This is a genomic window from Bacillus canaveralius, assembly GCF_002860125.1.
Taxonomy (GTDB): domain Bacteria; phylum Bacillota; class Bacilli; order Bacillales; family Cytobacillaceae; genus Bacillus_BJ; species Bacillus_BJ canaveralius.
In genome coordinates, this window is the sequence record NZ_PGVA01000043.1 from 39,314 (window position 1) to 57,429 (window position 18,116).

Annotated in this window: 20 protein-coding genes, 1 pseudogene and 1 other annotated feature; of the genes and pseudogenes, 20 read left to right on the plus strand and 1 reads right to left on the minus strand. The window is 42.9% G+C overall.

The window, feature by feature from the left end:
* Window positions 1-32: 32 nt before the first annotated feature.
* Both CU635_RS16665 and nagE read left to right on the plus strand, forming a co-directional pair.
* The gene (locus CU635_RS16665; protein WP_101578514.1) at window positions 33-1,301 is read left to right on the plus strand and encodes an exo-beta-N-acetylmuramidase NamZ family protein; all 1,269 of its coding nucleotides are present in this window, start codon (window positions 33-35) and stop codon (window positions 1,299-1,301) included.
* A 202-nt stretch (window positions 1,302-1,503) separates the two neighbouring features.
* Window positions 1,504-2,880 (plus strand): N-acetylglucosamine-specific PTS transporter subunit IIBC, encoded by a 1,377-nt coding sequence (nagE, locus tag CU635_RS16670; RefSeq protein WP_101578515.1) that lies wholly within the window; start codon window positions 1,504-1,506, stop codon window positions 2,878-2,880.
* A 39-nt stretch (window positions 2,881-2,919) separates the two neighbouring features.
* Here the strand turns inward: nagE and CU635_RS16675 are convergent, their stop codons facing one another.
* Window positions 2,920-3,345: a DUF4395 domain-containing protein gene (locus CU635_RS16675; RefSeq protein ID WP_342751466.1), complete on the minus strand. Its 426-nt coding sequence runs from the start codon at window positions 3,343-3,345 to the stop codon at window positions 2,920-2,922.
* Window positions 3,346-3,576: 231 nt separating this feature from the next.
* Between CU635_RS16675 and CU635_RS16680 the strand changes: the two genes are divergently transcribed.
* From CU635_RS16680 to clpP, 18 genes and pseudogenes are all read left to right on the plus strand, one after another.
* A complete protein-coding gene (locus tag CU635_RS16680; RefSeq protein ID WP_101578517.1) occupies window positions 3,577-4,332 on the plus strand; it encodes a threonine/serine exporter family protein in 756 nt (251 codons plus the stop codon).
* 20 nt (window positions 4,333-4,352) lie between these two features.
* The gene (locus CU635_RS16685) at window positions 4,353-4,805 is read left to right on the plus strand and encodes a threonine/serine exporter family protein (RefSeq protein ID WP_101578518.1); all 453 of its coding nucleotides are present in this window, start codon (window positions 4,353-4,355) and stop codon (window positions 4,803-4,805) included.
* A gap of 87 nt (window positions 4,806-4,892) precedes the next feature.
* Window positions 4,893-5,513 carry an NUDIX hydrolase gene (locus CU635_RS16690; RefSeq protein ID WP_101578550.1) on the plus strand — a complete coding sequence of 207 codons (621 nt, stop codon included), beginning with the start codon at window positions 4,893-4,895 and terminating at the stop codon, window positions 5,511-5,513.
* 176 nt (window positions 5,514-5,689) lie between these two features.
* Window positions 5,690-5,956, plus strand: coding sequence for a phage holin (locus CU635_RS16695; RefSeq protein ID WP_101578519.1), 267 nt, complete (start codon window positions 5,690-5,692; stop codon window positions 5,954-5,956).
* Between the two features lie 118 nt (window positions 5,957-6,074).
* A complete protein-coding gene (locus CU635_RS16700; RefSeq protein WP_101578520.1) occupies window positions 6,075-7,025 on the plus strand; it encodes an MFS transporter in 951 nt (316 codons plus the stop codon).
* Between the two features lie 103 nt (window positions 7,026-7,128).
* On the plus strand, window positions 7,129-7,497 hold the full coding sequence (locus CU635_RS16705; protein ID WP_101578521.1) for a winged helix-turn-helix transcriptional regulator: 369 nt from the start codon (window positions 7,129-7,131) through the stop codon (window positions 7,495-7,497).
* A gap of 134 nt (window positions 7,498-7,631) precedes the next feature.
* Window positions 7,632-8,501 (plus strand): carbon-nitrogen hydrolase family protein, encoded by an 870-nt coding sequence (locus CU635_RS16710; protein ID WP_101578522.1) that lies wholly within the window; start codon window positions 7,632-7,634, stop codon window positions 8,499-8,501.
* Between the two features lie 12 nt (window positions 8,502-8,513).
* Window positions 8,514-9,179: a GNAT family N-acetyltransferase gene (locus CU635_RS16715; protein ID WP_101578523.1), complete on the plus strand. Its 666-nt coding sequence runs from the start codon at window positions 8,514-8,516 to the stop codon at window positions 9,177-9,179.
* A 21-nt stretch (window positions 9,180-9,200) separates the two neighbouring features.
* The gene (locus CU635_RS16720; RefSeq protein ID WP_101578524.1) at window positions 9,201-9,872 is read left to right on the plus strand and encodes a GNAT family acetyltransferase; all 672 of its coding nucleotides are present in this window, start codon (window positions 9,201-9,203) and stop codon (window positions 9,870-9,872) included.
* A 78-nt stretch (window positions 9,873-9,950) separates the two neighbouring features.
* Window positions 9,951-10,163: a binding site (T-box leader), on the plus strand.
* A gap of 43 nt (window positions 10,164-10,206) precedes the next feature.
* Window positions 10,207-11,469, plus strand: a pseudogene (gene tyrS, locus CU635_RS16725) (tyrosine--tRNA ligase).
* Between the two features lie 361 nt (window positions 11,470-11,830).
* Window positions 11,831-12,109: a hypothetical protein gene (locus CU635_RS16730; protein WP_101578525.1), complete on the plus strand. Its 279-nt coding sequence runs from the start codon at window positions 11,831-11,833 to the stop codon at window positions 12,107-12,109.
* A gap of 137 nt (window positions 12,110-12,246) precedes the next feature.
* Window positions 12,247-12,918 (plus strand): HAD family hydrolase, encoded by a 672-nt coding sequence (locus CU635_RS16735; protein ID WP_373270902.1) that lies wholly within the window; start codon window positions 12,247-12,249, stop codon window positions 12,916-12,918.
* A gap of 149 nt (window positions 12,919-13,067) precedes the next feature.
* Complete coding sequence (locus CU635_RS16740) at window positions 13,068-13,496, plus strand: cell wall hydrolase (RefSeq protein WP_101578551.1); 429 nt, start codon at window positions 13,068-13,070, stop codon at window positions 13,494-13,496.
* Between the two features lie 195 nt (window positions 13,497-13,691).
* Complete coding sequence (locus tag CU635_RS16745; RefSeq protein WP_101578527.1) at window positions 13,692-14,618, plus strand: MBL fold metallo-hydrolase; 927 nt, start codon at window positions 13,692-13,694, stop codon at window positions 14,616-14,618.
* Between the two features lie 112 nt (window positions 14,619-14,730).
* Complete coding sequence (locus CU635_RS16750; protein ID WP_101578528.1) at window positions 14,731-15,726, plus strand: NAD(P)H-dependent flavin oxidoreductase; 996 nt, start codon at window positions 14,731-14,733, stop codon at window positions 15,724-15,726.
* A 196-nt stretch (window positions 15,727-15,922) separates the two neighbouring features.
* Complete coding sequence (locus CU635_RS16755) at window positions 15,923-16,567, plus strand: SDR family oxidoreductase (RefSeq protein WP_101578529.1); 645 nt, start codon at window positions 15,923-15,925, stop codon at window positions 16,565-16,567.
* A gap of 132 nt (window positions 16,568-16,699) precedes the next feature.
* The gene (locus tag CU635_RS16760; RefSeq protein ID WP_101578530.1) at window positions 16,700-17,410 is read left to right on the plus strand and encodes a sigma factor-like helix-turn-helix DNA-binding protein; all 711 of its coding nucleotides are present in this window, start codon (window positions 16,700-16,702) and stop codon (window positions 17,408-17,410) included.
* 26 nt (window positions 17,411-17,436) lie between these two features.
* Window positions 17,437-18,018, plus strand: coding sequence for an ATP-dependent Clp endopeptidase proteolytic subunit ClpP (gene clpP, locus CU635_RS16765; RefSeq protein WP_101578531.1), 582 nt, complete (start codon window positions 17,437-17,439; stop codon window positions 18,016-18,018).
* Window positions 18,019-18,116: the final 98 nt, after the last annotated feature.

The window sequence follows — 18,116 nt, forward strand, 5'->3', positions numbered from 1 at the left end:
ATCGTTTCATAAATCGAAATGGGGTGACGAAGTTGAAAAAATGGCTTGTAACGATTTTGACGGCAATCCTCGTCCTGTCGTCGTTGACAGGAGTATTGGCAGACGATGGTAAAGGGAAACGATATGGTAAAAGCAAAAAGAGCAAGAAGCTGGAAATCGGCATTGAAGTGCTGTTAGAGGACGACAAAGACTTGATTGAAGGAAAAAGAGTCGGTCTTATTACGAATCCAACCGGAGTCGATCCCGATCTGACCAGTGTTGTCGATTTGCTCCATAGCGATCCCGATGTTGAACTGACCGCCCTGTATGGACCGGAGCATGGCGTACGCGGCAGCGCCCAGGCAGGTGAATATGTGGAATTTTACACCGATGAAAAAACAGGGCTGCCTGTATACAGCCTGTACGGAAAAACGAGAAAGCCAACACCGGCAATGCTCGAAAACGTTGATGTGCTGCTATTTGATATTCAAGATGTAGGAACCCGCTTCTACACTTATATTTATACGATGGCTTATGCGATGGAAGCCGCAAAAGAAAACGATATTCCATTTATCGTGCTTGACCGTCCTAACCCGCTCGGCGGACTAAAGGTTGAAGGACCGGTCCTTGACCCGAAATATGCATCCTTCGTTGGCAATTACCCGATTCCGCTCCGACACGGAATGACAGTGGGGGAACTGGCAAAATTGTTCAATGAAGAGTACGGTATCGGGGCTGATTTAACTGTTGTTGAAATGAACGGCTGGAAACGATCGGCGTATTTTGATGATACTGGTTTGCCGTTTGTTCTTCCATCGCCGAACATGCCGACTGTTGAGACAACGCTTGCCTATCCGGGTGGTGCTTTAATTGAAGGAACAAATGTATCAGAGGGAAGAGGAACAACGAAGCCATTTGAATTAATCGGCGCCCCGTTTATTAATGCAGAGGTTTTGGCACATGAACTGAATTCTCTAAAGCTTAAAGGAGTTACATTCAGGCCGGCATCCTTCAACCCGAGTTTCTCAAAGCATGCTGGAGTCCTTTCGCACGGCATCCAAATCCATGTAACGGATCGGGAGGAATTTAAACCGGTCGAGACAGGCCTCCATATTGTCAAAACGATTCACGACCTATATCCAGGCAAGTTTCAATTCCGGGCCGAGAACAGTGCTGGCATTTCCTTCTTCGACCAATTGGTCGGAAATGGCTGGATTCGTGACGGGATTGAAGAAGGATGGCCAGTCCAGGACATGAAAAAGCAATGGCAAGAAGGACTGGAACAATTTATCGAAGTTCGCGAGCAGTACTTGTTGTATTAAGATTACTCTAATATGAAAGCTAAAAACATCGAATAAGGCTATAAGATTAGCCTATTAATCTAAGCCACTTTTTATGAAAGCAATGTTGAAAAATTTTCAGGCCAGCTAAATAATATGTCGGACAGTACATTCATATCTATTAAATAAGTAAAGCTGCCTTTTTGGAGTATTATCATAAAAAATAAAAAAGGGGTGTTTACAAATGTTAGGGTTTCTACAGCGCATTGGAAAATCATTGATGCTTCCGATTGCCGTCATGCCTGCTGCTGCATTGCTTTTACGTTTAGGACAGCCGGACTTATTGGATATTAAGTTTATTTCCGCAGCAGGGGATGCCGTATTTGCCAATCTGGCCATATTGTTTGCAATCGGGGTTGCCATTGGATTCTCGAAGGATGGAAACGGTGCGGCAGCGTTGGCCGGCGCGGTCGGCTACTTTGTATTGACGAATGGTGCCCAAGCATTGGATAAAACGATCAATATGGGCGTATTGGGAGGGATTATATCAGGTATTGTGGCCGGGCTGCTTTATAACAAATATCATGATATAAAACTGCCTGATTGGCTTGGCTTTTTTGGCGGACGCAGGTTTGTACCGATTATCACGTCACTGGCAATGCTGATCCTTGCGTTTATTTTTGGATTTATTTGGCCACCGATTCAGGAAGTAATCAATAATGTCGGGGAATGGATTATTGGTGCAGGAGCAACCGGGGTTGGAATTTATGGGTTCTTAAATCGACTGTTAATTCCTGTCGGCCTCCATCACATCCTGAATACACTTGTTTGGTTTGAATTTGGCGAGTTTACCAATGCCGCAGGCGAGCTTGTTAAAGGAGACTTATATCGTTTCCTTGCCAAGGATCCGACAGCAGGGGTCTTTATGGCTGGATTTTTCCCGGTCATGATGTTCGGACTTCCGGGTGCAGCACTGGCAATAATTGCAGCAGCAAAGCCGGAAAGGAGAAAAGCTCTGACGGGGGTATTGCTTGGCCTTGCATTTACTTCTTTCTTAACGGGAATTACAGAACCAATTGAATTTTTATTTATGTTTTTATCACCGGCACTATATTTTATTCACGCGATATTGACTGGCCTATCCCTGTCAATTGCCTATCTTCTTGATATCCATCATGGTTTTGGGTTCTCGGCAGGAGCGATTGATTTTATCTTGAACTTTGGAATCGCCCAGAAACCACTCGTGCTGGCAGGTATAGGATTAGTGTATGCCCTCCTGTATTTTGTTGTTTTTTACTTGTTGATCAAGAAACTGGATTTGAAAACACCGGGACGGGAAGATGATGTCGAAGGTGAATTTGAAGAAAGCGGAATTGCCACAGGCAACTATTCTGAAGTAGCTGCCGGTTATCTTTCAGCTCTTGGCGGAAAAGAAAACCTTGTGGAAATTGACAATTGTGTCACCCGCCTGCGCCTGAAAGTAAAGGATATGAGCCTTATCGATGAAGCTCAGCTGAAAAGATCAGGTGCAAAAGGGGTTATCAAAATGGGGAAAACAGATCTCCAGGTTGTCGTCGGGACAGATGTTGAATTTGTGGCCAATGAAATGAAGAGAATATAACGAAAACACGGGACCTGCGAAGGTTCCGTGTTTTCATGTTTATTTTGCGGTTCTGTGCCGGTATTGAATCCATTGGTAGCGGATAAAACAGCCGATGCAAAAGCCAAGCAGTGCAAAAATGGAAGCGAGTGCGACCATCGCGGAAAAAATATGACCGATCACGTTCCAGCCGGCAGCATAACCGATAAGTGCGCCAGTTAGACAAACAACGGCGATGATTTGGTTGAATTGCTGCTGGTCATATTCTTCCGGGATGTACTGGGAGTATGGTTTCTTTAAAAAAGCGCTCCCGATTTTCATAATTGGATTTACACCAAATAAAAGGCCGAATAAACCGGCGATAAGCGGGACGGCAAGTATCCAGATTTCTCCGGTTAGCCAGGTTAACAGTACGCTACCTGCAATAAATGATTGATTTATTCTGACGAGCGGACGGGGAATAGTCCGAACTTCTTTTGTCATCATTATTCCTACCTTTCCTATATGATTATAAGAAGTTTATCCCTTTTTAGTTAATTTGTGAAGAAAAAAGTCCGAAATAAGCAATAATCCAATTGATAGTGGTTGCAAGTTGTTTTTCTAAAAGAATGAAATGTAGTAGAATCTGAATATAATTGCGTTATACTGGCAATAACAGCATTTTTGCGATAAAAAAAATTATGATAAACATGCACTGATAAAATATTGGAGAAAATCATGAAAAATAACGAAGAACGAACGATTGAAATTATTGAGTTATGCCTGCTGGCAGGTAAAATTATGCTTCAGTCCGGTGCTGAAACATACCGGGTCGAAGATACGATGTCACGCATTGCCACCTCTTTCTCTGTCCATGGATCCCACAGTTATGTGACACCAACTGTGATTATTTTTTCAGTTGACGGAACGGTACCGACTAAGCTGATCAGGATTTCTGATCGGACGACGGATTTAAGAAAAGTTACACTAGTGAATGGGATTTCACGAAGGATCAGCGGTGGCGAGTTGACGCTGGAGGAGGCATTTTGCGAATTAAGAAAAATAGATCTAGCCAATCTTGCTTTCCCTTTATGGCTGCAAATTGTCGCTGCCTCGATTTCGAGCGGCTGTTTTTTAATGATGTTCAGCGGTATCGCAAGCGATTTTATTCCAGCTATGCTTACGGGTGGACTCGGCTTTATCGCTTTAATATACGTACATAAGCTGGTTGAAATAAAATTCTTTGCCGAGTTTCTCGCTAGCCTTGTGATCGGTTCGACCGCATTGTTGTTAGTGAACGCAGGAGCAGGGCAGGAATTGGATAAAATCATTATTGGTTCGGTTATGCCATTGGTGCCGGGGCTATTAATAACAAATGCAGTCAGGGATTTAATGGCCGGCCATCTTGTTTCCGGCCTGTCGAAAGGCGCTGAAGCTTTCCTGACTGCTTTTGCGATCGGTACCGGGATTGCGGTCGTTTTTTCATTTTATTAAAAAGCTAAGAGGTAACGTTTATGATTGTACAATTGATAACGAGTTTTATTGCATCGGCCGCTTTTGGGATTATTTTTAATATTCCGGGAAGATCATTACTGCAATGCGGGTTTGTTGGTATGCTAGGCTGGGTTGTCTACATATGGCTTTCCGAAGACTATTTTGATATTGCCCTCGCAACGGTTATCGCTTCAGTTGTCATCGGGATTATCAGCCAAATTTTTGCAAGAATATATAAAACACCAATTATCGTGTTTAGTGTTGCCGGAATCATTCCGTTAGTGCCTGGCGGGCTTGCTTACGACGCGATGCGCAATTTCGTTGAAAATGACTACAACAGCGCATTACAGCTTGCAGCCAAAGCATTCTTGTTTTCAGGAGCGATTGCAATTGGCCTCGTCATCTCGGAAGTAATCAACCAGATGATCCGAAAAAGCACACCTCAACCAACAGTTAAAGCAAGGAAGCAATAGGAGGCAGTCGTTGGAGTGCTTCGTGTTGGGACAGAGATATTTTTTATTATCGAAAGAAGACGGCCGTATATTAGCGGAGGTGGAAGAATGGAGCTTGAAAGGTTAATAGGAATGCTGAAAGACCGGACTCCTGTCATTTTGGGCAGTGATCAATTTATAAAATATTCGATTCTGTTACCCTTGATCCATCATGATGGAGAGATCCGCGTCTTATTCGAGGTTCGGGCCCATACATTAAGGAGACAGCCAGGCGAGATTTGTTTTCCTGGCGGCAAAATAGATCAAGAGGATCGGGATGAACAGCATTCTGCGATCAGGGAAACTTCAGAAGAGCTCGGGATTTCGGAAAGCACCATCGCAAATGTATTTCCGCTCGATTATATGGTGTCCGCTTTTGGGACGATCATTTATCCATACGTTGGTGTGATTGAAGATTATCAGGCAATCAAGCCAAACCCCGCTGAAGTGGCAGAAATATTCACCGTACCTTTAAGCTTTTTTAAAAGGACAAACCCGGAAAAGTATAAAATCAATTTTCAAATTCAGCCGGAAGAAAATTTTCCATTCGATTCGATCCAGGGCGGTGAAAAATATAATTGGCAAACCAGGCAGCTGGAAGAGTATTTTTACCGTTATGAAGGCAAGGTCATTTGGGGACTTACCGCAAGGGTGCTATCACACTTTTTGGAGATCATCAGTGAAAAATAATTTTAAATAAACAAGTACAAACCGTCCAAGTTCCGGACGGTTTTTTAATACATTTAAATAGTCTTTTTCCAACAAAACATTGGGTGCATGATTATCGAAATAGCGAACATTTTAAGACAACCCTTCCGATAGACGAGCATATTTTAAAGAAAGGAGTTAATAAGGAGGGTTTAATAATGATTAACTGGAGAGTCCGATTCAGGAACTGGCGTTGGGTTGCAGCATTTTTATCCCAACTGCTGATCGTCCTGCAAATGTTGCTAGTTGGTTTAAATTCAGTGGGGCTGACTGATTTCCAGCTCACCGAAGAAATTGCCGAGGGGGTATTAACATTCGCTAATGCAATATTTATCCTTCTCTCGATGCTTGGAATTGTCCAGGATCCGACGACAAAAGGCTACAGGGACAGTGAACGGGCGAAAAAATATATCGAACCGAACTAACAAATAGACTTAACGGAAAACCTTCAGCTGTATCGGAGGTTTTTTGTTTTTAGAGTATGTAAAGCTAACTTTAAATAAAAAAGAAGGGCAAGTGATTGTTATTCGGTTTTTATAGTTATTGATCTGTTTGTTGCTCGCATCGATGGACCCGATCATTTTGTATATCGCGGCTTTTTTAACTTCAATTGTGATATACGATGCAGCAGCAGACGCTATTATTCCAAAACTGGTACATCAAAACGAGCTGGTAAAAGCGAATGCGAAAATTTCCGGGCTTACCCAGTTGATTAGACTAATTGCTTTACCTGTCGGCGGATTTTTGGTCGCCAATTTCGGACAAATAATCGCTGTCGCGATCGTGCTGTCGTTTTATCTTTTTTCGATCATGCTTCTTCCTTTGTTAAAAGAGAAGAACAAAAGCCCGCTAAGTAAAGCATCATGGATGGGACAATTCAAGGCAGGACTGGATATATATACACAACATAAAATCCTGCTTATTCTCGGAATGTTCATTGCCACAACAAGCTTTGGTGTCTTTGCGACGCAAGCGATGTATATTCCATATGTTACGGACATATTGGGAGGAACATCTTTTGAATATGGTTTTTTTGCCGCGTCTTTTCCACTCGGTTATATACTCGGTTCATACCTGGTAGGAAAGCTAAAGGCGCCCGGAAAGTATTTGTATCTTGTTATGATAAGTGCACTGTTTGTCGGCGGGAGCACGCACATATTTCTAGGATTAACCGAATCTTTTTGGCTGGCGCTCTTGTTCGAGATGGTGGCCGGAATCGTAATGCCATTCTGGAATGTTTATAGCACGACAATCTATCAGCGCCTCGTACCTGATGAGATATTGGGTCAAGTATTTTCTGTCCGTTTTTTGCTGTCGAAAGCGGCAACGCCAATTGGAATACTGTACGGAACCTTTTGTGCAACCGTGTTCAGCTTGCCATTTTTATTTCTGTCTGTCGGGATCATCCTCTGCGCGGTCACAGGTATGGGATTCTTTCTGATCTACCGTGCTTCGAAAGCGAACTATAAAACAGTCCTTAGTGTTAAACAATAAAATTATAAATAAATTGCCAGATTCATATCTCGAAAGTTATCAATTAAACGTCTCTATCAGATCGGGTATAATGAAAATACCAATACAAAGAAGAGGTACGCGAATGGCGGATACGTTGCGAAAAGAAATTAAAGAGAAAATTGAAAACGGACAGTTTAATTGTGAGAAGGAATTAACGCTGTCCGTAATCAGCGGGAAATGGAAGATTGTGATTCTCTGGTACTTAGGGAAGGCAGGTCCACACCGTTTTAGTGAACTGCAAAAGCTTTTCCCAAAAATTACGCAAAAAATGCTGTCAAGCCAGCTGAAGGAATTGATTGAGGATGGTGTCGTACTGAGAACAGCCTACCCGGAGGTTCCTCCTCGAGTTGAGTATTCGTTAACGGAACTCGGTCAAACGCTGATGCCAATTATTGAAATGATGTATGAATGGGGAAAAAAGCGGATAGAAGATATTCAACAAAGTCTTTGAAACTAGCAGCGATCCAATAGTACCCCAATAGTACCCCAAAAGTAACCTACTTACAAAAAAGTACGTTCTTGTCATGTTCATGATTATCAATGATAATCAAACAAGAAAGATAACGTTTTGTAAGGAGTGGTTTGATGAAAATTCGTGTTTCTGCAGTGCAGTACCATTTGCACACGATCCAATCAATTGAACAATTCACGAAGCAATGTGAGCATTATATAAAAACAGCCCAGGAGTACGGTTCCGAATTTGTGCTGTTTCCAGAATTTTTTACGACCCAGCTGCTGTCAATCGGCAGTGATCATGGAGCGAATCTGACAATCAATGAACTGCCCGGATTTACGGAGCAATACCGTGAGCTTTTTACAGGTTTTGCAAAAGACACCGGTATGCATATTATCGGGGGAACCCATGTCATAAACAGGGATGGCAAATTGTACAATGTCGCACATCTTTTTTATCCGGATGGAAGAATTGAAGAGCAGGCAAAGCTCCACATTACGCCAACCGAGGTACATGAATGGAACATGACTGCTGGCGATGGACTGGCTGTGTTCGATACCGAAAAAGGGAAAATTGCGATTCTGACATGTTATGACATTGAGTTTCCGGAGATCGTCAGAATGGCGAAGGCAAAAGGAGCCGATGTGATTTTCTGTCCGTCATGCACTGATGACCGCCATGGCTTTCACCGCGTCCGCTATACAAGCCATGCTAGAGCGATCGAAAACCAGGTCTATGTCGTTTTGACCGGCACAGTCGGAGCTTTACCGACTGTTGACTTTATGCGCGCAAACTTCGGCCAGGCAGCAGTGATTACGCCCAATGACATTCCATTTCCTCCGCAAGGCCTTCTCTCCGAAGGTGAATTGAATAACGATATGATCGTGACTGCTGACCTTGATTTAAGCCTTCTTTATGAGGTTCGCGAAAAAGGTTCCGTGACGACATGGCGGGACCGCCGTGTTGATTTATATCCGGATTGGGAAAAATCAAATATTTGAAGGGTGACTGAATTGCGATACCGAAGCGAGTTTTATGTGTATGATCAGGAGAAGCCTGTTCCAGTCGTAATTCGCAACTATAACAAAAACGATTTTGATGAGCTTATCCAAATCCAATCCGAATGTTTTCCGCCGCCGTTTCCAGCTGAGCTGTGGTGGAATAAAGATCAGCTCAATAACCATATTACACTGTTTCCCGAGGGGGCGCTTTGTGTAGAAGTAAATGGTGAATTGGCCGGCTCTCTGACGGGCTTATGTGTTGATTTTGACCCGGATCATCCTGTTCATACATGGGAAGAGGTAACGGATAATGGCTATATCCGCAGCCATAACCCGCAGGGCAGCACTCTTTATATTGTCGATATAAGCGTACGCCCTAAATATCGCAAGCTTGGCCTTGGCAAGCTGATGATGCAGGCAATGTACCATGTTGTCATCGAACTTGGCCTCGAACGTCTGCTCGGCGGCGGCAGGATGCCGGGCTTTAAGCAAAAATCAGCTGAAATGAGCGCTGAGCAATATATCGAGGCTGTTACTGCGGGTGACATAAAGGATCCGGTCATTTCGTTCCTGCTCAGGTGCGGCAGGGTGCCAGTTGCCGTTGTTGAACAATATTTGGATGACGAGGAATCGTGCAATTACGGGACGTTAATGGAATGGAAAAATCCGTTTAAATAATCTGAAGGAGCGCTTACGTAGATGAAGTACTTGAGAATTACCAGCATTGAAGACCCGTTATTTCGGAAAATGCACAACTTAATGCAGGAAGTTTTTCCGCCTGAAGAAGTGCTTGAATATGAACTATGGAAGGAACCGCTTGAAGATCCAGGTATTCGTGTATTTGTCGCGGTTCATGGCGATGATGTCGCAGGTGCGACCGAATATCGTTACTATCCCGACTGGAATATCGCGATGACCGATTTTACGATCATTGGCCGGCCCGGCTTAAGCCTTGGCCGTTTTCTGGCGCAAAATCGCCAGAATGACTTGAACGAACTGGCTAAAAGCAATGGGAAAAAACTGTTTGGAATGTTTGCGGAAATTTACGACCCATACAAGGCGGGAGATCACGAGTTTGGCGGAGTAAAAGCAATGAATCCGTTCGTACGGCGTGAAGTTCTGTCCCATTTAGGCTATAAGCGTCTCGATTTCACGTATGTGCATCCTTCATGGAAAAACGACGGCGAGGCAGTTACCGGCCTTGACTTATGCTTTATGCCTGACGATGAAAATGTTAATGAGATTCCCGCACAACTCGTTGTCGATTTCCTGAAAAATTACTATACCGTTTTGCCAAACAAGCCATCCGAATGGTTGAACATGGTGGAGCAGCTTGAAAGACAGGAATCTGTACTACTTCTGCCGTTGTAAGTAGTAACGCTCTTAGTAGGGTGGTTGTTCTTGCCATCAACTATCAATTCAGTTAAAATATTGCTAACTTTACAATATGCCTAAGTGATGACAGGAACGAGTAGCATTTATCTCCATGGAGCAGAGAGCCGATGGCTGGTGAAAATCGGAGCATAGATAAAGGTGAATTACCTCCTCGAACTTTCTTTGTGAAAACGAGTAACAAAGGACGGACGAACCGTTATTCGATTGAGTGGAAGAATTTTTTCTTCAACAAGGGTGGTACCGCGTGCAATAAACCACGTCCCTTTTATAGGGACGTGGTTTTTTATGCTAAAAAAGGAGGAAAATCGAGATGGATAACTTCGCAGAGAAATTATCTAAACAGCAAGTAGTGGAACTGGAAAGGCAGTTTTCGTTATATGCAACTGGGGTTCAGGAGATTATTCCTGAACAAGAGCTAAAAAACAAGCTGGCGAAATCCTTGCTGACAAATAAGCCATTAAGAGTCAAGCTTGGCCTGGATCCCTCTGCACCAGATGTGCATTTAGGCCATACTGTCGTCTTGAACAAGCTTAAGCAGTTTCAAGAAAACGGCCATACGATCCAGTTGATCATTGGTGATTTCACCGGGAAAATCGGTGATCCGACCGGGAAATCAACGAGCAGAAAACAGCTTTCCGTTGAAGAAGTAAAACATAATGCAAAAACTTACTTTGAGCAGTTTGGAAAAATACTCGATATGGAAAAAGTTGAATTGCATTATAATTCAAAGTGGCTGTCGAAGCTCGATCTTGAAGCAGTTATCAACCTTGCTGGGAGTATTACTGTTGCAAGACTGCTAGAGAGAAACGATTTTTCCATACGGCTTGCGGCGGGAAAACCGATTTCGCTTCATGAATTTTTTTATCCGCTGATGCAAGGCTACGATTAAGTGATGCTTGAAAGCGATATCGAGCTTGGCGGCAATGATCAGCATTTTAATGTATTGATGGGCAGGCATTTGCAGGAATACTACAATAAAGAGAAGCAGGTCGTCATGCTGCTGCCACTCCTGGAAGGACTTGATGGTGTTGAAAAGATGTCAAAGTCGAAAGGCAATTACATCGGCATAGACGAAAATCCTCAGGATATGTACGGAAAAACGATGTCGATTCCCGATGAGCTTATGGTAAAATACTTTAATCTTGCTAGCAATCTGCCTATAGACGACAAATTAAAAATCGTTGCAGATCTCGAAAATAGACGCGTTCATCCCCGAGATGCGAAAATGCTGCTCGCAAGAACAATTGTTTCAATGTTTCATGGAACAGAGGCAGCGAATCAAACAGAGCAGATCTTTAAAGAAGTATTTCAAAAAGGGCTTATTCCAGATGATATTCCAATGATCGTCTGGGATACTGCTGAGCCTGTGTCAGTCATTGATGCCATCGTAAAACTGAAATTGCTTCCTTCAAAGGGAGAAGCGCGCAAAATGATTCAAAACGGTGGAATTAGAGTGAATGGCGAAAAAATTATCGATATTAATTTCCTGGTAGTGGTTCAAGATGAAACAATCATCCAGGTTGGCAAACGAAAATTTATAAAGTTGCTTAGGAGCAATCCGGCGGTTAATTGATTCACTTTTTAAAGGATTAATTTAAACACATCCACCCACAAAAGGTTGCTCCGGCTGGGAGCAACCTTTTCGGATTGCCGATCCAGTATCGCCGCTGCCAGTGATGGCTACTGACGCGCCGACAATCGCTGCATACATGGCAGCCTGTTGAGCCTGGATCAGTGCTTCCATTGTTGTATAGTCCCCGATTTTCAGCTGTTATCGTAATGATTCTGACAACATGCGACATCATTTCTATAAGGGACAGGAGGTTGTAAAGTTTCAATTATTTGTAAAATTTTCGTATTAAAAAAAGATTTTAATTTACAGCAATATTTTTGGACAAGATTCATATATTTTGAGAAGGAGGATGATCGCTCTCATGCTAATGGTTCAGGCCGGTTTATCAATTCTGCTTTTATTCGCGGCGTTTCGTTTTTTATCCGCTCAGTCCCGCCAGCGAAAGCCATATGGTAAAGCCATCTTCAACTTGCTGTTTCTATTAAGCTCAATTCCGTTAATGTATCTTGTGTATGGGGACTACATCGGAGGTAATTTGGATGCCGGAATGGGAGTTAGGACTGGCTTTCTTTTAACATGGTTGGTAACTGGTTTCGTGTTTATTATTGGAGCGATAAAATATTTTAGGAACAGATTATGATAAATTTTTTTCACTATACATCACTGGTTAACGGTGATGTTTTTTTAATTAGGTATGATAACCAAAAATTTGGAATGTGGTAAAATAAAGGAGTCTGAAAGCGTTTTAAACACAAAATATAAAGAAGGGAGCAGCTGATGAAAGCTGTATTATTTGATTTGGATGGTACATTGCTTGATCGCGATCAATCTGTACATAGGTTCATAGTTTCCCAATATGATCGCTTTTCCAATTACCTCGACCATATTCCTGTAGATACTTACTTAACCCGTTTTGTCGAACTTGATTGTCGTGGTTATACAGGAAAAGACATGGTTTATTCAAAGCTGGTAAAAGAGTTCAACATTCCAGGGTGCAATTGGGAAAGTTTATACGATGATTATTTTACAAATTTTCATGTTCATTGTGTCCCTTTTCCTAATCTAATCAGGATGCTCGAAAATTTAAAAAGAAACTCGCTGATACTTGGAGTCATTACCAATGGATATCATGATTTTCAATTAAAAAATATTAAGGCATTGGAAATTAAACATTATTTTGACGTTATCCTGGTTTCCGAAACAGAAGGGATTAAAAAACCGAACCCGGAAATTTTCAAAAGGGCTATCGACCAGCTTGGAGTTTCCACAGAGGAGAGCATTTTTGTCGGCGATCATCCTGAAAACGATATAGCTGCGGCGAAAAGCGCGGGAATGACTGCGATTTGGAAAAAAGATGAAGGTTGGAGCATGGACGAAACGAAAGCCGATTTTATCATAGATGACTTGCTTGAGCTTTGTTCGATTTTTGAAGAAATGGATGCTAAGTGAGAGAAAAAGACTGCATATAAATATGGAAATAAAGGTGTCAAATGAAAAATTATCGGATGAAGTATTTATGCAACTGGTAAATTTAAATTAATCGGCATTACCCGAACGCATCAGAATATTATAGAGGAAGAAACATGGGAGGTGAAGATATGGCAGTTGTTAAGGCAAGGGAGTCTGATATTGACCTTTTGGCAAGGCTGCTCAGGGCAGAGGCTGAAGGAGAAGGAGACATTGGTATGCTGCTCGTTGGCAATGTTGGCATAAATCGGATCAGGGCAAATTGCTCCGATTTTATAGGGTTGCGTACCATACCGCAAATGATCTATCAGCCCCATGCCTTCGAAGCCGTGCAGAAGGGTTACTTTTATCAACGGGCACGAGAAAGTGAGAAACAACTGGCCCGCCGCGTTATAAATGGTGAAAGACGCTGGCCGGCAAAATTTAGCTTGTGGTATTTCAGACCTCCGGGCGACTGTCCGCCAACCTGGTATAACCAGCCACACGTTGGCCGTTACAAGCTGCACTGTTTTTACCAGCCAACAGGAGAAGAATGCGAAAATGTGTATAATACTTATTAAATCGAAGTGCTAATGAATTAAGCAAAAGTAGCTTCTTGTCCACTTGCTGATTAATGCTTGTGGACTTTTTTTAATCTCTAAGTGACTGCAGGATGATACCGAATTTTTGCTATCAAAATATTAGTTCATTATAATATCCCCTAGAGAGTGCCAAAAAGCTATAACGTTCTACAATTGGTCAAAAGGGGTTAGATGATGAAACGAACAAGATATAAAAACTATGAGGATGTAGAAAATCTACATTCGTTTTCCGATATGCTGAAATGGTCAAAGGAACGAAGGGGGAAAACGAAGGATTTGACAGTTCAAATTCCCCAGGCTGACCTTAAAGAAGTAGCCAGACTGCGGGAAAACAGGACTGATTTTTCGATTACATGGGTTGGACATTCAACATTTCTAATACAAATGAGCGGACTCAATATATTAACTGATCCGGTTTGGGCAAGCAGAATGGGCTTGCAAAAAAGACAGACTGCTCCCGGCATCCAGATTGATCAGCTCCCTGAAATTGATGTGGTCATCATTTCGCACGGCCATTACGATCACCTTGATTTCGGTTCGATCCGAAGACTGAAAGGTTCGCCAGTCTTTTATGTACCGGCCGGATTGAAATCAGCCTTTAGGCGAAGAGGATATAAAAAAGTAGTTGAAGCGAATTGGTGGGACTCTTTTACAGAGGCTCGCCTGCAAATTTCGTTTGTCCCTGCCCAGCATTGGACGAAAAGGTCTTTAACGGATACAAATACATCCCATTGGGGCGGTTGGGTGTTTGCAGGGCTTGAAGCCGGGGCCAGATCTGTTTATTTTGTCGGTGATACCGGTTACTTTAACGGTTTTAAGGAGATTGCTGACAGATTCACGCTGGACATTGTCCTTATGCCGATTGGTGCCTATGAACCGGAATGGTTTATGTCCACTTCTCATATTAATCCTGAGGATGCGATAAAAGCTTTTTTACAATTAAAAGGACAAACATTTATCCCGATGCATTATGGAGCTTACCGCTTGGCGGATGATACAGGACCAGAAGCTTTAGAAAGAATGTATGCAGAATGGGAGCGGCTTGAATTGGATAAAGACCAGTTGAAGGTGCTCGCATTGGGGGAAAGCTCCTGGTTGTAAAAGCGGGTTTTTCCCGCTTTTTCAATATTAATTGAATGGCTATTCATTCACTTTTGTGATAAAGTAAATCTATGGAATTCTGAATTTTAAAAAAATGCTTGGAGGGTAAGAGATGAATAAAAAAATCCCTGATGAGTGGTGGAGCAATTTAAGGCTTCCTGTTATTTCAGCACCAATGTTTCTTGTCTCAGGGCCTGATTTGGTAAAAAATGCGTGTTTAAGCGGTGTGATTGGTTCTTTCCCGGCACCGAACGCCAGACCGATTGAGGTTCTTGATCAATGGATGGGGCAATTAAATGAGGAACTGGCTGAAGCAAACAAAAAAGAGCCTGAACGGAAGAGTGCACCATGGGCAATGAATATGGTCGTTCATAGTTCATACAGCCGTCTTGAGACTGAACTGGAACTGCTTCAAAGACATCAGCCAAAGCTGGTCATTACGTCTTTAGGAAGCCCCCGAAAAGTTGTCGAAGTCGTCCACAGTTACGGAGGTCTTGTTTTTTCAGATGTCAGTGATGTTGCATTTGCGAAGAAAGCAGCTGCGGCTGGAGTGGATGGTTTAATTCTTGTTGCTGCTGGTGCGGGCGGCCATGCTGGTGAATTGAACAGCTTTGCCTTCGTCGATATTGTCCGCTCTTTTTGGGATGGAGTGATTATCCTGGCCGGAGCTATTTCAACTGGAAGCGGCTTGCTGGCTGCACAATCTGCTGGTGCAGACCTCGCCTATATAGGCACGCGCTTTATCGTTGCGACAGAAAGCATGGCAAATGACGATTACAGGAAAATGCTCATAGAAGCAACCCAGGAGGATCTTATTTTAACCGACGCCTTTTCAGGAGTAAAAGCTAATATGCTGAAACCGAGCATTGTGAAAGCAGGCCTCGATCCAGCCGAATTAACAAAGAAAGCAGAAGTTGATTTTGATGGGATGCAAAAAGAAACGAACGCAAAGGCGTGGCGTGACATTTGGTCCGCAGGCCAGGGGGTAGGCGCGATTAATAAAATCGAAACAGTGGCAGAAATTGTCGACTCTTTAGAAAAAGAATACTATAGCGCCATCCAGAGAATGAATAATCAAGTCGCGAAACTGACCGGGATCCCTTGTTAATGCTGAGCTGGAGTTGAAAAGTATCTAATAACTACTAAATTTCAAGCCTTTTCTCATAAAGAGGAAAAGGTTTTTTATATTTCTAATGAAAGTAACGAATCATAAAAAGGCTGTTATGAAACCAATGATTTGCCCTCGTATTTTATTTTTGAAATAATTGATGCAGAAAATGAAATCAAGGAAGGAGTATGGCTAAATGAAAGTACTTGTAGTGGGAGCAAACGGGCAAATTGGCAAGAAGCTTATTGAGCTGTTAAAAGAAAGCAAGGAACATACACCGAGAGCGATGGTCAGAACGGAAGAACAGTCAAATGAATTAAAGCAGCAGGGGATCGAGACAGCAGTCGCCAATCTGGAGGATAGAGTTGATGCTATTGCTGAAGCAGCGAAAGGCTGCGATGCGATTGTTTTCACTGCAGGGTCTGGCGGACACACAGGCGCAGACAAAACTCTGCTTATCGATTTGGATGGAGCTGCAAAAACGGTTGAAGCAGCAGAAAAAGCCGGGATAAAAAGGTTTGTATTGGTTAGTGCTCTCCAGTCGCACAACAGGGAAAACTGGAGTGAAGCAATAAAACCATATTATGTTGCCAAACATTACGCTGATAAAATCCTTGAGCAAAGCGAGTTGACCTATACGATTATCCGCCCGGGCGGTCTCATCAATGAAGCCGGAACCGGAAAAGTGTCAGCTGCAGAGAATTTGGAAAGAGGTTCGATTCCCCGTGAAGATGTAGCCCACACCATTTTTGCTGCTCTAGATGAAGAAAACACTTTTTATCGCTCATTTGATCTCGTTTCAGGGGAAATTCCCATCCCAGACGCACTGAAATCATTGTAAAGATAACATTTTTTTGCCGTAACTAACAGGCTTGTATCAGCATATGGGATAAAAAATAAATAAAATTTTAGACCCCGTATCTTTCTCCCGTTCGAAATCGTTTAAAAGACAGAAAGGTGCTGAAGGAGTGAAATGATGGATAACAGGCTCGGCAAAAATGAACAACTGGAAACTCCGCGCCCAGAACAGGCAGAAAATATCTTGGTTACGTTATATCCCGGTTTGCAAAAATATTGCCGGTTTCTGGCCCAAAATAAATGGGATGGAGACGACATTGCGCAGGCAACCATACTGAAGGCGATTCAGCATTACCAGCACAAGCCGGTAATCAGCGCTGCTTTACTGAACAAAATGGCTTACAATCTTTGGATTGATACGGTTCGAAAACGAAAAAAAGAAATGATTGATGCAAGTCCTGAATTGTCCATCAGGGAACTACACAGCGGGCTAATGGAAACGACGGAGTTATTAATGCAGCAATTTACACCGAAGCAAGCGATCATTTTTACATTAAAGGAAGCCTTTCAATATCAGGTTAAGGAGATTGCGGACATTTTGAGTGTAAGCGAAATGGCTGTCAAAAGCTCACTTTTCCGGGCAAAACAACGTTTGACTAACGACAAGTTTTACGAGGTTGCAACCTTTTGGGAGGACGGGGAGCAAAAACAGATCTCCGAGCTTATTTACGAGTCTTTGCATGAACAGGATCCAGCTGTTCTGATTAGAGCAATTCCGTCTATTCGTTCATTAGTGAATGAAGCGCCGGTCCAAATGCGGGCTCGAAAAAGAAAAATCGCAAAACAGGCCCATTCTCCTTTCAGCACCTTCTGCATGGCAGCATAGCCATTTATATGACAGGAGGAATACGGATGACGGCAATTCCATATGTAATTGAACAATCAAATCGCGGCGAACGTTCCTATGATATTTATTCACGGCTTTTGAAGGACCGGATCATTATGGTGGGCGACGAAATTAATGACCAGATGGCAAATTCGATCATCGCCCAATTATTGTTTTTGGCTGCAGATGCACCGGATAAGGATATTTCGCTCTATATTAACAGTCCGGGCGGCTCAACCTCGGCAGGATTTGCGATATTCGATACGATGCAATACATCAAGCCCGATATCAGGACGATCTGTACCGGAATGGCGGCTTCATTCGGAGCAATGCTTCTTCTCGCCGGCACGAAGGGGAAGCGCTATGCTTTGCCAAATAGTGAGGTGATGATCCATCAGCCTCTCGGCGGTGCGCGAGGCCAGGCTACTGAAATCGAGATATCGGCCCGGCGCATATTGAAGCTGAGAGAGCATATTAACAACATCATCGCAGAACGGACCGGGCAGCCGAGCGAAAAGGTTGCAAAAGACACGGACAGAGATTACTTTATGAGTGCCGAAGAGTCGAAGGAATACGGGATTATCGATGAAATTCTATTCCCGGCTTAAGATCGTCCAGCAGCGGAAAGAGCAGTCTATTCCGCTGCTTTTTTTTGCATTTAATACCTTTAAAAACAGGGTAAATTCAATACCTTTCTTTTCGGATT